Annotated in this window: 10 protein-coding genes; 7 read left to right on the top strand and 3 right to left on the bottom strand. The window is 46.9% G+C overall.

Annotated features, from left to right (window positions below):
- Positions 1–28: 28 nt before the first annotated feature.
- Together H579_RS0115165 and H579_RS29695 are read right to left on the bottom strand one after the other, a co-directional pair.
- The gene (locus tag H579_RS0115165) at positions 29–2,074 is read right to left on the bottom strand and encodes a putative bifunctional diguanylate cyclase/phosphodiesterase (protein ID WP_028301390.1); all 2,046 of its coding nucleotides are present in this window, start codon (positions 2,072–2,074) and stop codon (positions 29–31) included.
- Positions 2,075–2,944: 870 nt separating this feature from the next.
- Entirely contained in the window at positions 2,945–3,484 is a 540-nt protein-coding gene (locus H579_RS29695; protein WP_028301389.1) for a TRAP transporter large permease subunit, read from the bottom strand.
- A gap of 384 nt (positions 3,485–3,868) precedes the next feature.
- On the opposite strand from H579_RS29695, the gene H579_RS0115155 reads away from it, so the two are divergent.
- The 4 genes from H579_RS0115155 to H579_RS0115140 all read left to right on the top strand — a co-directional run bounded on the left by H579_RS0115155 (position 3,869) and on the right by H579_RS0115140 (position 9,000).
- A complete protein-coding gene (locus tag H579_RS0115155; protein WP_028301388.1) occupies positions 3,869–4,786 on the top strand; it encodes a LysR family transcriptional regulator in 918 nt (305 codons plus the stop codon).
- A gap of 163 nt (positions 4,787–4,949) precedes the next feature.
- Entirely contained in the window at positions 4,950–5,840 is an 891-nt protein-coding gene (locus tag H579_RS0115150) for a TraB/GumN family protein (protein WP_051227682.1), read from the top strand.
- A gap of 175 nt (positions 5,841–6,015) precedes the next feature.
- Entirely contained in the window at positions 6,016–8,064 is a 2,049-nt protein-coding gene (locus tag H579_RS0115145) for a sigma-54-dependent Fis family transcriptional regulator (RefSeq protein WP_028301386.1), read from the top strand.
- Positions 8,065–8,121: 57 nt separating this feature from the next.
- Positions 8,122–9,000 (top strand): NAD(P)-binding domain-containing protein, encoded by an 879-nt coding sequence (locus H579_RS0115140; RefSeq protein ID WP_028301385.1) that lies wholly within the window; start codon positions 8,122–8,124, stop codon positions 8,998–9,000.
- Between the two features lie 137 nt (positions 9,001–9,137).
- Here H579_RS0115140 and H579_RS0115135 read toward each other — a convergent pair whose 3' ends face one another.
- Complete coding sequence (locus H579_RS0115135) at positions 9,138–11,180, bottom strand: methyl-accepting chemotaxis protein (RefSeq protein ID WP_028301384.1); 2,043 nt, start codon at positions 11,178–11,180, stop codon at positions 9,138–9,140.
- Between the two features lie 727 nt (positions 11,181–11,907).
- Between H579_RS0115135 and H579_RS0115125 the strand changes: the two genes are divergently transcribed.
- From H579_RS0115125 to H579_RS0115115, 3 genes are all read left to right on the top strand, one after another.
- On the top strand, positions 11,908–14,070 hold the full coding sequence (locus tag H579_RS0115125) for a protein-disulfide reductase DsbD family protein (RefSeq protein ID WP_157834631.1): 2,163 nt from the start codon (positions 11,908–11,910) through the stop codon (positions 14,068–14,070).
- Between the two features lie 25 nt (positions 14,071–14,095).
- Entirely contained in the window at positions 14,096–14,839 is a 744-nt protein-coding gene (locus H579_RS25890; RefSeq protein WP_051227681.1) for a cytochrome b/b6 domain-containing protein, read from the top strand.
- A 62-nt stretch (positions 14,840–14,901) separates the two neighbouring features.
- On the top strand, positions 14,902–15,372 hold the full coding sequence (locus H579_RS0115115) for a hypothetical protein (protein WP_028301382.1): 471 nt from the start codon (positions 14,902–14,904) through the stop codon (positions 15,370–15,372).
- Positions 15,373–15,623 lie beyond the last annotated feature (251 nt).

Genomic DNA, 15,623 nt, shown 5'->3' with positions numbered 1-15,623 from the left:
TGTCCTCTATTTTTTATCTTCCGCCGGTTCATGAAGCATTCTCTACGGAAAGTAAATGAGGTGTCAGCGTTTCAATAGAGGGACACTGTTGCCGATAAAATTGAATAAAGTCATCAGCGGCTAACGGACGGCTGAATAAATAACCCTGAGCATAATCACAGTTAAGAAGACAAAGCTCCTTGAGTTGACCTTCTGTTTCAACACCTTCCGCGACAACCTTCAAACCTAAGCTTTTGGCTAAACTGATAATCGATTTTGTGACAACCAGACTTTCTGAATTCGTTGTTATCGTATCGATAAAGCTACGGTCAACTTTTAACTTATCAATGGGGAAGCGTGTCAGGTAACTCAGACTGGAATAGCCTGTACCAAAATCATCCATTGAAAGGGTAAAACCCGCCTCTCTTAATGATGAAACAACGGATACTGCTGAATTGGTATCATTGATCATTGCAGTCTCTGTAATTTCCAGATGGATGCGATCAACCGGGATATCGTGGTTTCTGAGAATCGTAAGCAACTTATTAGGCAGATCGGCATACTGAATTTGTTGCGCAGATAAGTTAATCGCGACACTGCCAGCGTACTCACTTCCCCACTGTTTTAACTGACAACATGCGGTTTGAAAGACCCAAAGACCAATATCCAGAATAAGATCGCTTTGCTCTGCAATGGGGATAAAGCGGTCGGGACCGACAAAACCAAACTCCGACGAATGCCAGCGTAAAAGTGCCTCAGCACCAAAAACATGCTGATCGTTGAGAGCAATAAGCGGCTGATAGTGTAGTGACAACTCATCATTTTCTATGGCATACCTGAGAGCTTGCTCAAGCCTCAAACTCTCTCTGGCACTATTTTGAGACTCTGTATCGTAGAATTGCAGGTTATCGCCACCCTGGCTTTTGGCATGATGCATTGCAATATGCGCTTGTTCGATGGCCTTCCAGGCATCATTATCCCGCGCAAAGAAAGAGATCCCAATACTGGCCGTGATATTCCACTCGATATCATCATACCGTATCGTGCTATTGAGGCTCTGCAGTAACATCTGCCCAAGGCTGTTTGCGATATCGGGTGTCGAAATATTAGGGGATGCGACAATGAATTCATCACCAATAGACCGGGCAATAAGACCATTGGGCAAAAAAGTATCTTTTAGCCGTGCCAGTAAAATTTGCAGGATATGATCACCAAAAGACAGACCGCAAACTCTGTTAGCCTGATCCATTCGGTCTACACCAATATGATAAACCGCAACAGCTTCCAACTGTTGGCGGCGGTGCTCGTTAAGTGCAGTAATTAAAGCCTGCTGACTGATTAAACCATCAGAAAATTCACGCTGCTGAGGAGCTTCCCCGACATTGGGTAATATTTCTCCCGATGAGAAGTAATGGGTGAGTACACCATGCTCATTTGTTACTGCATAAATGGTCTTATGTTCAGGGTATTCCCGACCATCCTTGCGTTTATTCCAGACAACCCCGGTCCAATACCCTTCTTGCTGCAATGTGCGCCATAGCTCTTTATAAAATGCTTTGCTTTGTCGCCCAGAACTAAAACATCCTGGATCTTGCCCCAGAACCTCATATTTTGAATAACCGGAAATCTCTTCAAAATGGCGATTAGCCATCACGATACGATTATTCTCATCCGTAACGACAATTGAGGCACGCCCAGAGTCAAATACTCTCTCAAATAATGTCCACTGGTCCTTGTATTTCTGTCGCCAACGAATATCACGAATACAGCACACCAGCCCACCATCATCTGCTGCTGATACCGACCATTGGATATGGAATGCATCTCCCGCAGGTGACCTTCCCAGAGTTTCATCCAGAAGCGTATCTTGATGCTTTAGTGCATCAAACAAGTGAAGTGTGGTCGAATAACGCTCATTTTTTAACCATAAGAACAGGCTATCGATAGGTAAACGATAGTTTTTTGCAATCTGAGAGAAAGATTCATTAACGGAGGTGATCGTAAGATCCGAATCATTTTTTACATATACCAGGGCAAGCTCAAGCTTAGTTGCGGCCTGAGCAACCCCCTTTAATAAGTCAGTGTTTAATTGCATCTTCAATAATGCTCATTTAGCGGTGTGGCTGACTTATTATTTTATTTTTGCCATACCTATATCATTTAAATCCATCCCTGATATTGAGTTATGCATCCATACTAATAATACGCCTGCTAACTGCAACTTTAGTAGCAATACATTTGACTAATGCCTCATATAATTACCACTTAGCTGGCCCATTGCCATGTCATACCGTTCAGATAAAAAATCACATTCCTAGTCTAAAAGACTTCAACAATAAGCTAGGCACATAATAATAAGACTAAAAGGGGAGATAACGAGGATCGTGTCTAATTAGATTAATCAACGCTATCTGAGGGGCACTGCAAAAAACTCTTTACAGTCATTGCCTATATCTACTTTGGCAGTGCTATATACCGGTTTTTTGAGCGATAACTCGACTTTGCCAGCTTTGATGCATTAAGCATCATACTGCCTCTGCGTTGATCCAACTTCTCTTGGATCGCAACCATTGTCTCAAATAGCTCATCGCATAGCGAAGTGGTTCTTAAGAAAGAAGGATTATTAGAGAGCGACATACCTCTACTCCATGACATATAAAGTCGCAACCACCATTTCCGGGGTGGCATTCAATCAGGTTTCAATCAGAAAAATATTACGGATTATTACAAGCAGGTTTCAACGGGGAGGGATCATATATATAGAGAAAACAAATGTATTGTTTTTTTTTGTAAAACCCTATCTTCTTAATTGCTTTATATATACTTCATTCAACATTTATATCTTAACCCTCTCCAGCCACAGGCCGGAGAGGGTAAATACATTAATGCTTGCATGCTTAAAGCTTTAGCCTTAAACCATTATTCAAAGTACATCTATTAACAATCAATGTGTGATTAATAGAAGTTAATACCCCATCAACAGTCGTGGCAGGAACAGGGAGAGTTCAGGCACAAAGGTCACGAGGAACACCATCGGCAGGAAGATAATCGCCGCCAATACACTGCCGGAGATATCGTCCACGATCATGCCGATCAGCAGCAGTAACAGGTTGATCAGTAACAGCAGTACATACTTGTTTTCAGAGACCTGCAGCAGGGCTTCTGCCGTATCGCGGGGCACCTGCTCCAGAATCATGGCGCGACTCATAATAAACAGGAAGAAGAGCACGGCCATAATGGAACCGGTCATGGTCACTGCCCATACGGTGACTGCACTCAGGCTACGCAGGCTCATGCCTAACTGTAACGCAGTATACAGTTCAGCAAATGGCATAGGTACTGCGGTAAAACCCCAGTTTTTAAAACGTTCGATACCGATAGGTACTGGCGGTACACGCATTTTGATACCTTTGGCATCTTCCGGGAAGTTAGTCGGCACTTCACCAACGCCCTTACGAATCGCCACAGAACCAAAACCGGTTGAAAGAGGCTTAAATGTGAGCACCTGCCTTCAGGGTACATTGAAATTGGCGAGTACGACTTAAAGCCCCATACCTCTTAGGAGGTATTTTCTCCTGAGATGGACTCATTGTGAGAGAGGTCATTGTTTGGATAAATTTAAAATGCTTTGCATTCAGTTAATAGATTATTTAACTAATAAATGATCGATTTTGGAGCCGCATATTCTGTGCAATACAGAACAACCAAGCTATTTATGCACGGTCTTAGTGCACTCAATTATGGCCAGACAAGGTGTCAAAGGGTGCTCAAACAGATAATTTTTCCGCGGTTGACCCCATCCCATCAAGATTATATTTTAATAAAAACTCAAATAAAGCCAGCTTAATTAACCTATTGGTTAACTAAAATAAAAATTAAGGTCACCGCTATGCAAAATAAGCAATTTAAAGGACAGCTCAGCGATATTGATCTGCGTATGTTACGCATCTACCGTACGGTGGTGGAGTGCGGCGGTTTTTCGGCGGCAGAAGTGGAACTGAATATCAGCCGGGCAGCCATCAGTATCGCTATGTCGGATCTGGAAAGACGTTTGGGTTTTCGTCTGTGCCAACGTGGCCGCTCCGGCTTTTCAATGACGGAAGAGGGGGAGAAAATTTATGATTACACCCTGCAGTTATTGTCCTCTATCGAAGATTTTAAAACCCAGATCAATACCCTGCATACTCAGCTGATTGGCGAGCTGAATATAGGCATTACCGATAATATGGTGACTATTCCACAGATGCGCATTACCCGCGCGTTAAGTGCGTTGAAACAGCGAGGGCCTGAGGTAGTAATTAATATTCGCATGATGCCGCCCAACGAGATCGAAAGTGCCTTATTGGATGGACGGTTACATGTGGGCGTAGTACCCGAGCTACGTAGCTTGCCGGGGCTGAATTACTTTCCGCTCTATGAAGAACAATCTCTGCTTTATTGCAGTCAAAAACACCCTCTTTTTGAACACGCGGATCAACCGATTTCTGATGAGGCGCTGGCGGATTATGATGCTGTGGTACCGGCTTATGCTCAGTCGGTGGAAAACAAACAGCAACAAAGCCTGCTTAAAGCCAGTGCCACCTCCACAGACCGGGAAGGTATCGCTTTTTTGATTCTGAGCAACCACTACATCGGCTTTTTACCCACTCATTTCGCAGAACGCTGGGTAACCGAAGGGCGCATCAGAGCAATTCAGCCAAAAGACCGCTTTTTTCACACCCGTTTTACAACCATTACCCGCAAAGGCGCACGACCGAATTTAATTTTAGAAGCTTATATGGAAGAGATTGAAAAAATAGATACCTGATAAAAATCAGCTTTTTTGAATTAACCCGGCCTGTCGCAATCAAACAAATATATATAAATGACAGATCCATTTTTAGTCTGAGTGTTTACAGAGTATAGTGACCGTCTTCGCCTTCAAAGCTTTAAGGACGAAGATACACTTTTCTTAAGAGTACGCTTTTTTTATGTTTACTATTGTTAAAATCAAGCCATGGCTGGCATATTTTCTGCTGGCAGGCTTGAGCGTTATCAGCCAGGCCACTCAAGCTCAGTCTTCCGTGTGGAAAATCAGTAAAGACCAGGATCATTTTTATCTCGGCGGTACCTTACATCTGCTATCCGAAACCGATTACCCTCTCCCCCCGGAGTTCGATCAGGCCTATCAAGGATCAGATACACTGATCTTTGAAACCAGTCTAGACGCGATGGAATCCCCCGCATTTCAACAGCAGTTTTTATCCGCCATGACCTATGCGGATGAACGCACATTAGAAGGCTCGCTGAAACCAGGCACTTACCGCTCCTTGTTACGCTATATGCTGTCGCGAAAAATACCCATTCAGCAATTTGCCAACTTTAAGCCCTGGGGAGTATCGCTAACGATCGCCATGCTTGAATATCAACGCTTAGGCATATTGCCAGAATACGGCGTAGATCGCGTCTTTAGCGAAAAAGCCCTGGAAGATAATAAGGGAATCAAGGCACTGGAAACACCAGAGCAACAACTGGCTTTTTTAAGCTCTATGGCTCAGGTTGACCCGAATGTTTCAGTCAATAACACACTGCGTGAACTAAAACATTTACCAAGAGCACTGAATGAGATCACTGAGGCCTGGCGCAACGGTGATATGGACGCTTTCGGTCAAAGCTCTTATATAGAAGATATGAGAAACCTGCTCCCTAAGGTTTACCAAACCATTGTGGTAGAACGCAACAATAACTGGATGACGCTATTGCCCAGATTAACCAATAACAATGAGAAAGAGTTTGTTCTGGTCGGCACCTTGCATATGGTCGGAAAAGAAGGCCTGTTGGCTCAGCTAAAGCAGCAAGGCTTTACTGTTGAAGCGCTATAGTGCAGAAGCCAGCTCCGTATAGACAACCGTAAATACTCAACAGTAGCAATCTTTTTGCATTTTCAGGTTAACGCTTTGGACGGGCTTAATCGCCCGGGGTGCACCATCTCTTGATTAAAAGGCCGGTAATGATAGGGTAGCAGGGACAACAATAATAAAGCATAGGATTAATACCGTGAGCAGAGAGAGCCAGCATTCACCTCAATCCGTCGAATTCGCCCGTAAGCATCTGCAGCAAGAAGGTCAGGTGCCTCGCGGCTTTTTACGCAGTGAAATCGCCCACTCCTGGCAGCGCAGTGTTGATGCTGGACTGACCTGCTCAGCGCCTCTTGATCTGGAAAATCTGCCGAAAGATCGTATCGCGGACCTGAAAGATCTACATCGCCCGCTGTTAGAAGCCGCCCACCCCGAAATCAAACAACTGGCTGAGTATTTTGCGCCAGTGGGCGGTTTGGTGATGCTGGCCGATGCTGAAGCCACTATTTTATCGGTCAAAGGTGATCGGCGTCACTTGGATACGCCGACCCAATATGCGCTGCAGGCTGGCGCCAGCTGGAGTGAAGAGTTAAGAGGCACTAATGCTCTGGGAACAGCGATTATTGATCAAGCTTCTGTCACCATTAATGGCAGTGAGCATTTCCTGGACAGCGTAGGTTACCTCTCCTGTTGCTCCTCACCGATTACCAACGCTCAAGGTGAAGTCATTGGGGTACTGGACCTCCCCTCCCCTACGGATAATCGTAAACTATCACCCAATATGAGCCTGGTACAACAAGCGGTACGTTCGGTTGAAAACCGGATGTTCAGCAGCCGCTATCAACAGCAAGTGGTACTGAGCGTCCATAGTCGCCCGGAATACCTGCGCTCCTCCTGGCAAGGCATGATTGCTATGGAGCTGGATGGCTTTATTCAAGCGGCCAATGAACAAGCCTGTCAGCTATTGAATCGAAAACGCGCCGAGCTGCTCGGGCGTCATCTTGAGGAACTCTTTGGCGTAAAGCCAGAAGCACTGCTCAATGATTTACATCGCAAAGGCCGTGGCGTACTAAGAACCCGTATCGGGGATTTTGTCTGCGAACTACTGCATTTCCCCAATAGCCTACCCTTCAGCCGCAGCAGAACAGGCAACTCATCCGCAAGACTTTCCTCCAGTAATTCCACAAGAGCTAAATCGGCATCAAATGCACCGAAAATAGAAGCCCCTGCACTCTCTGAGCTTTCTGGTGATGATCCTCGCTTACAAAAAGGGATACGCATGGGCAGCCGGGCATTATCCCATGAACTTCCGGTACTGATACAGGGCGAGACGGGCTCAGGTAAGGAAGTGGTTGCTAAAGCCCTACACCTTGATAGCCGTCGACGGGACCAGGCCTTTGTCGCAGTAAACTGCGCGGCTATTCCAGAGGGGCTGATTGAGTCCGAGCTGTTTGGTTATCAGGAAGGCGCGTTTACCGGCTCACGTAAAGGCGGCATGACCGGGCGTTTACAACAGGCTAACGGTGGTACTCTGTTTTTGGATGAGATTGGAGATATGCCACTGGCACTACAAGCTCGTTTATTACGCGTACTGCAGGAGCGTACTATCGCACCATTGGGCGCTGCCGAAGAGATCGCACTGGATATTGCCGTTATTTGCGCTTCTCACCGCGACCTGAAAGCGTTAGTGGCAGAAGGCCTGTTTCGGGAAGATCTGTACTACCGTTTAAACGGCGTCTGTCTGCGCTTGCCAGCTTTTAGAGAACGTACAGATAAACACACCTTTATCTCTACGTTCCTGCATCAACTCACTCCAGATGGTCGTCAGATCAGTCTCTGCCGGGAACTGGAGCAGCAGTTACTGAGCTACCATTGGCCGGGTAATATTCGCCAGCTTGAAACCACTCTGCGGGTCGCTATCGCCTTTATGGAACCGGATGAAACACAGATCAATAGCGATCACTTAAGTGATGATTTCCTGGAGGAACTTGCAAGTAGTCCCACGGTTGCCGGTAACTCTCTGTCAATCCCGCAGCCAGAAACTATACAAGAAAACAGTATTCCAACAAGCAATCCGAAAACAAACCTCCCACCAATACCTCCCGCTTCTCATAGCCTAAAAGACAATGAAAGCCTGATGATCCAGCATACTCTGCAGCAGCATGAAGGCAATATCTCTGCTACTGCTCAAGCCTTAGGTATCAGTCGTGCAACCTTATATCGCAAGCTAAAAGATATTGAGCACTGAGTTGCCTAGAAACAGGCTGGGCAGATGATAATTTTTAGCCATTGAACAGGATAAAATATGATTGATTTAACACTGGGTATTCTTGGTGTCGGCCATCTGGCTAGCTATACCATTAAAGGGCTGCGTCGCGGAGAAAGTAACCATAGTAAAGGTGGTAGTCACAGTAAAGATGATCATAGTGAAGATAATGGCAATAAAGATATCAAGCGTAGCCAGCGCGACAATATAGCCAGTAGTGGTAATCTCAACATCATTCTTTCCCCAAGAGGCGCAAAAACAGCCGCTGAGTTAGCAAAGAGCTGTGATTGCCAGATTGCGGCTAATAACCAGGCGGTCATTGAGCACAGCGATATCGTATTACTGGCCGTTCGTCCAGATAACCTGAATGATCTGCTGAAAGGGCTAAACTTCAAAACAAATCAACTTGTGATCTCTGCTATGGCTGGCGTAACCTTAGACCAACTGCGAGAATTCCCATCTCTGCAAGCGTGTCAGCTAGTGCGCGTCTTACCCTCCACCAGTGCAGAGGTATGTTCTGGTCCTATTCCGCTTTACCCTGCACATCCAATAGCTGAGCAGCTGTTTGGCCAGATCGGTAAGGTGGTTACACTCCCTTGTGAAGATCTGTTCGATATCACACTCAGCCATGCCTGTTTACATGGCTGGAGCTATTTTCTGATACAGCAGCTCATTGATTGGAGTTGTGCGCAAGGTATGGATGAGATGACCGCCAGACAAATGGTCGCTTATTCCATCAGCAGCGCAGTGGACTTTGCCGAGGCAAAACCAAACCTCAGTTATGGCGAAATAGGCCGCTCCATTGCAACTGAAGGCACTTTTACCCAGCGAGGTATTGAGCGAATTAAGGCCCGCGGAGGGCTGCAAAGCTGGGAAGATGCTATGCAGTCGATGTTGGATGATCAGCACAATAGTTGATAATGGATAGGCATCCCATTAAGGAAAAAGACCGCCCTGAGTTCAGGGCGGTGTAACACCGATATCACTATTTCGGTGCGTACAATGGCAAAGTATGAAAAGCCAGATCCTTTGTCACCTTATTTACGGAAACAGATTTACAGCTGGAAACGGGATAGTTTCTGCTCGATCTCTCCAGCAACACGATCCAGATTAGCACTGGCAGATACGCTATTATCGCTCTGTACACGGGTATGGTCGGATAGCTGACGAATATTGTGCAGACTCTGAGTCACCGTTTCTGCTACAGCCGCCTGTTGCTCCGCTGCAGTGGCAATATTGATCCCCATATCGGCAATATGAGCCATATAATCACTGATCTCAACCAAGGCACCCCGCGCCTGATCGGCACGGTCTCGGCTCTCCTGTGAGGCTTCGTTGCTGGTTTCAATCGCTGATACGGCCTGATTGATCTTACCTTGCAGACGCTCTACCAACTGATGAATCTCACCCGTAGCATTTTGAGTTCTGCCTGCCAGTGTACGCACCTCATCAGCAACGACTGCAAATCCCCGGCCCGACTCACCAGCCCTGGCTGCTTCAATGGCAGCATTCAGCGCCAGCAGATTGGTTTGTTCCGCAACCTCGTTAATCGTGGTCATAAACTGACTGATATTGTTGCTTTCGGTGGACACTTCTTTGATCAGACCAGAGACCTTTTGCATCTCCTCTGCCAGGAAATCCAACGTAGAGTGAATCGCTTCGGAAGCCTGACGGCCCGCCGCAGCTTTATCCCGCCCCTGTGCTGTGGTGTTCGCGGAATCACGGGCATTTTCTGCCACATCGGCGGTAGTACTGGCCATCTCTTCCATTGCGGTAACAACCTGCTGGGTTTCGAGAGATTGCTGATCCACTGCCGCTTCGGTATTACTACTGGCCTGACGTACCTGACCGACACTCTGCTTCAGCGCATTGGAAGCCTGACTTAACTGACCGACCAACTCTACCAGACCATTACGCATGTTGTGCGTCCCCTGCCTCAAGAGCAGAATTTCGTTACTGCAATCAGAGCTCACTCGCACTTCAGGCAAAGGGGTATTCAACCGCCCCTGACCAATTGCAACCAGATCCTGTGTCACCTTATTTAAAGGTGCCAGACGACGGTGCAGCATCAAGGCACAGATAGCGATAATCAACGCGGTGCTGATAGACATCATCAGAATCATCATATTGCGCAGAATGACACTGGTTTCGGCAAACTCATCACTGAAGCTGCCCAAAATAACCACCCAGTTCCAACCCGCCACATGCTTAAAGGCAGCCACCTTATCTTTAGGCTGTTGCTGTTGATCGAACCAACTGTAGTGAATCAGGCCGGACTTCTGCTCATGGAACAGCCTGAACGGTTTGCTACCATCCGCGGCTGGTAGATCCGTGAGTACTTTACCCTCCAGGCTTGGATGCATCAGCACTGTACCTGCTTTCTTATGGCCTTTACCGGCAATAACGGTCGCATAGCCTGTTTTTCCGACGGTCATCTTAGCTAAAGTGGAGCGTAACTCAGTCAGCCCCTGCGTCAGATCAAAACCGATATAGAGCACAGCTACAGTTTGGCCATCTTGCTGAATCGGGCGATAAATCGTCATGTAGTCGCGCCCAAACAAGTGGGCTACGCCGTGAAAGGTTTCACCGGCGATCAGTTTATTATAGCCGGGATGCCCCGTGCCCAGCAGGGTGCCAAAGGCCCGGTCACCATTCTCTTTTTTCAGGGATGTACTGATACGTAAGAAGTCATCACCATGACGGGCAAATACTGTCGCAGTCCCTCCCGTCATGCGGGTAAACTGGTCCGGTTTGGTAAAGTTACCATTAATAACACCATTTTCATCCAATAGTGCTTTAGTACTATAATTGGCAACAGCTACACTCTTATCTGAGGTACTGACACTGGACGGAAACATATTAAAGAAGATATCGGACAGTCTTTGCGCATTATGAAAACTGTCCTGATAGTAGAACTCTAATAATTCACTGACCAGCAGGCTTTGTTGAGTCAAACTCAATTCAGCTTCTTTTTTCAGTTCCTTCTGAGCTTCAACTGTCAAGCTAAAAGTAATAACAGCACTGGCACACACCATTAACAGGGAGATAACGATAGTGAGCTGGGCTGCCAGGGACTTATTTTGAAATGCATTGACCACAGGTTTTATCCCTTTCGGTTTTCAATCTGTTTCGATAAGAATCTCTGCTCAATAAATGAGCATCAACAAGTATGTCATGGAGTAGAAGTTGTTATCGGTGCTGTTTCATAATTAGCTCGAAAAGCCCTTATTATTCTATTTATCCAGCCCAACACTTAAAAGAAAATAACATAAACCCTGTAAATTAAAACCCTGTTCAAACAGCTTTTTAAAGCAAGAAAATAACAACAAAAAATCCATAAAAACAACAATAAAACATCAAAAACAACCTATTATTGCGTCATTTTTACCCAATAAAGCATTATGACCGCCCCTTTTTTATACAGGCAACATAGTAAGGATGATACAGATCAATATTCAAACGTTTGACTAACCTCTTTATATATACTTTATGGACACTAGAGCTTACCCGACAAACAATACACAATGACTGAATAGTCATAAAAACCTCTGAAAGCATACTCTTTCAACTCTTAAAAGGACTATCGAAACAATTTCCTCCTAGAAAGCACTTCCTCCTAGAAAGCACTTCCTCCTAGAAAGCACTTCCTTCTAGAAAGCATTTCCTTTTAAAAACCACTCGCCTGGGAGAGCTACTCAACCTCGAAAACCATCCGGTCTGACACCCAAAGATACAGAGCAATGAACCTCTATAAGTTAGCAATGTCTACTTTGCACTTGGTTTGATATCCTTGCCAACTTGGCAATCAATGATGGGATTTAGGTTTTGCGCACGTTAAAAATGCCAGTATTTTCAGCCGCTTTGCTCTTTGTTGTTTTAATACTGCACACTCTGTTCAGCTTTGCGGCCAGCAGCGAATGGGTCAAAACACCTTATGGTCAGGCCAGACTCCTGGTCGCGGGCGTTTTGCCGCAGCAGGAGACCTTTACTGCAGGTCTTGAAGTCGAAATGGAGCCCGGCTGGAAAACCTACTGGCGCACTCCGGGGGCCGCAGGTATTCCCCCGAAACTGATCTGGGAGGGCTCCAGTGGCATCAATAATATTGAGCTGCACTACCCGGCTCCCCATCGTTTGGATTTTCAGGGCCTGCAGCTCTATGGTTACGAGGACAGAGTCATCTTCCCTCTGACGATCACTCGGGATCTGGCAGTCTCAGAACCTGACTTAAAGGTGGATGCTCGCTTACTGATCTGTAAGGAGCTGTGTGTACCCGCCAGCTTCCCGATGTCGCTAACCCTGGATAAAGCCAACCAAGCGACCGATATCGACAGCGCCTTTGCCATTGATCAGTTTAAAGCCCTGATTCCTCTGCCAGCAGCAGTCGCCAATATTCCCCCTGCTCGTATCACGCTTGATGCTGAGCAAAAGCTGCTGCAGGTGGATATTGATCTGCCCAAAAATTATCAACTGGAAGATCTGTTCCCGGAAGTACAACCAGAACCTGAGTTGGATGCGCCGGTTTGGCGTCAGCTGGAACAGAGGGGAGAACAAAACCCTCAAGCCGATCAGGCTGAAAGTGGAAAAACGATTCAAGCCCAGTTTTCTATTCAGCGCAAACAGCTACCTGATACGGCGCAGCCTGCCAGCGTTGTGATTCGCACAAATCTCGGGGCTTATGAATTGAATGCAGAGTGGCAAACTCTAGTAACATCTCTGACGCCTCTGCCTAAAAGCTTATCAACCGCCCCCTCTACCCAGACCTATCAGACGCAAAGCACAGGAGCGGGCTTATGGCTGATGCTACTCATGGCTCTGGCTGGTGGCCTGATTCTGAACCTGATGCCCTGTGTCTTACCGGTACTATCCATTAAGGTACTGCACCTGATAAAGCATCAGGACCTCAACGGCAGTCAGATGCGTACCAGTTTTTTTGCCACCGCTATGGGTATTATCAGCTCCTTTGCAGCTCTGGCGGGCGTACTTATCGCATTAAAAGCCAGCGGTCAGGCTATTGGTTGGGGCATTCAGTTCCAACAGCCACTTTTTATTGCCGCTCTGACCATTGCCGTCGTGTTGTTTGCCGCTAACTTATGGGGTCGTTTTGAGTTTTCCCTCCCCGGTTTTATCGCCAATCTGGGTACACCAAAAGCTGGTAGTTCAACGGATACACAGAACAATGCCTGGATCAGCTCTTTTGCTCAGGGGGCGTTGGCAACGTTACTGGCAACGCCATGCTCCGCCCCTTTCCTGGGAACCGCCGTCGGCTTTGCCTTTGCTCAGGATGCGCCACAGTTACTCGCGATTTTTATCACCATGGGGATCGGCCTTGCACTGCCTTATCTACTCTTGATGCTGCGCCCACAATGGGTGTATAAACTGCCAAAACCCGGCCCCTGGATGATCACCCTGAAAAAAATACTTTCTGTGAGCTTGCTGGCAACCGCCAGCTGGTTGCTGTGGGTGCTAGCTGATCTTGTGGCCTTATGGGGCGTAGGCCTGTTCTCGGGATTACTGCTAATCTGGTGGCTAAGCACCCGTATCAGGGCTGTTTTCTGGGCTTTACCTCTGGTCGCTTGGTTAAGTATCAGCCCTATGCCAATGGCCGCACCGCCTGCGCCAAGTGGCGGTGAAGTGGAAGATCAGATCAACTGGAAAGCCTTCAAACCAGATCAAATTGCTCAGCATGTCGCTGATGGCAAGCTGGTATTTGTGGATATTACCGCACGTTGGTGTGTCTCCTGTGTTGCCAACAAAATTGCAGTGATTCATACCGGGAAGGTACAAGACACATTAAATGCACCGGGCATTATTGCCATGCAGGGTGACTGGACCCGCCCGAATGCGGTGATCAGTGATTTTCTCAATAAACACCAACGCTTTGGCATTCCTTTTAATGCAGTCTACGGCCCAGGTGCCCCAGACGGTATTCTGCTCAGTGAAATTCTGAGTCAGGATGAATTGCTACACGCTATTGAACAAGCTCGTTAACGGTCAGATTCAGGGATTTATCACTATGACTCAACAATCAGCACAACCTGCACCAGAAAATTCTTCCGGGACTTCTGCTCAGCCTCCTGCGCAAGGACAGCAGCAGAAAGTTAAAGTATGGGATATCAGCATCCGCCTGTTTCACTGGAGTCTGGCCGCCCTGATTGGCTTTCTCTGGTGGAGCGGTACGGAAGGTGTTCAGATGGAAAACCATGTGCAGGCAGGTTATGCCGTACTGGCCCTGATCAGCTATCGCATCATCTGGGGATTTCTGGGCAGCTATCACGCACGCTTTATTAACTTTGTCCGTTCACCGTTTACCACGCTGAAATCCGTACCGGATGTGATTGCGGTACGCAGCGACTCCCATTATGTCGGCCATAACCCTGTCGGTGGCTGGATGGTGGTACTGCTGATTTTAACACTGCTGTCACAGGGGCTTACAGGTCTTGGCACAACCGATGATATCTATACCGATGGCCCCCTGGTGGCCTATCTTGATAGCGATATGGTTGAGCTGCTGAGCAGTCTGCATCATCAGATTGCTGATCTGCTGATTGCATTGGTCATTCTGCATCTGGCGGCGGTGCTTTACCACGATGCGATCAAGCGGGAACGCCTGATTCAGGCCATGGTAACGGGGTCTAAAAACACACCAACACCTGCAGAAGCTTCCAGTTTTTCCGCTAAGCGCTTTTTAATTGTGGTGGCCATTCTGAGTTTGATTGGCTGGTGGCTACTGAGCAGCTTTACCGGTGGCGGTTATTAATCAAGCCAATAATTCACGGGTAAAAAACATTTAAGAAGACCAAGCCTTCTCATGGAGATAATATGACAAAAACACTACCCGCTTGTTTGTTGCTGCTCGTACTACACCAGACAGTCAGTGCAGACCTGTTATGTCAGACTCATGAGAAGGTCTCTTTCTCCTGCCCTGTTGGTACAAAAAGCCTCTCTGTATGCTCTGCTAATGATAAAACCCTGATCTACCGTTTTGGCAAACCCGGCAATATTGAACTGGAGTTGGAATCTCAGGTCCATTTCAGCCGTACCGCCTATAGTGGCGGTGGCGAAGGCAACTTAACTTTCAGCCGTGGTCAATATAAATATGTGGTGTATTCCAGCATCAGTAATGGAGAGTGGCTTGAAGATGGCACCCGCGACAAGGTTGAGCGTGCCGGTGTCTATGTGGTGCAAAATGGCTGGTTATTAGCGGATGTGGCTTGTACACAACTTTCGGGTGATCACATTATTCGCTATCTTCCGCCCTATGAAGAGGAGCCTTTTCAGTACTATGATTAATCCTTGCTGTTTATCGTCCAGGCCTTTTTACCGCTGCCCTGGTTTACCTCTGTGCTTTTCAAGCCGCAACTGTTTTTAATGCCCTCGAGCTTTTAATCTCCGCATCTTTGTGAGTCACTGACAGATGACAGTTTTTCTCTTGCCTGCCAAAAACGACATATCCATTGACGCAAAACATCATTTACCCCAATTGTGATACGTAACATACTTTAGTCATATATCACGACTACAGTAGGCGGAACACGGCACTA

This window comes from Oceanospirillum beijerinckii DSM 7166 (assembly GCF_000422425.1).
GTDB lineage: Bacteria > Pseudomonadota > Gammaproteobacteria > Pseudomonadales > Halomonadaceae > Oceanospirillum > Oceanospirillum beijerinckii.
This window is presented reverse-complemented; position numbering and strand designations above follow the sequence as displayed.

Bases quoted from the DNA above. Each gene is read 5' to 3' on its own strand.
- H579_RS0115165 (WP_028301390.1), bottom strand. From the start codon at position 2,074: ATGCAATTAAACACTGACTTATTAAAGGGGGTTGCTCAGGCCGCAACT.
- H579_RS0115155 (WP_028301388.1), top strand. From the start codon at position 3,869: ATGCAAAATAAGCAATTTAAAGGACAGCTCAGCGATATTGATCTGCGT.
- H579_RS0115150 (WP_051227682.1), top strand. From the start codon at position 4,950: ATGTTTACTATTGTTAAAATCAAGCCATGGCTGGCATATTTTCTGCTG.
- H579_RS0115140 (WP_028301385.1), top strand. From the start codon at position 8,122: ATGATTGATTTAACACTGGGTATTCTTGGTGTCGGCCATCTGGCTAGC.
- H579_RS25890 (WP_051227681.1), top strand. From the start codon at position 14,096: ATGACTCAACAATCAGCACAACCTGCACCAGAAAATTCTTCCGGGACT.
- H579_RS0115115 (WP_028301382.1), top strand. From the start codon at position 14,902: ATGACAAAAACACTACCCGCTTGTTTGTTGCTGCTCGTACTACACCAG.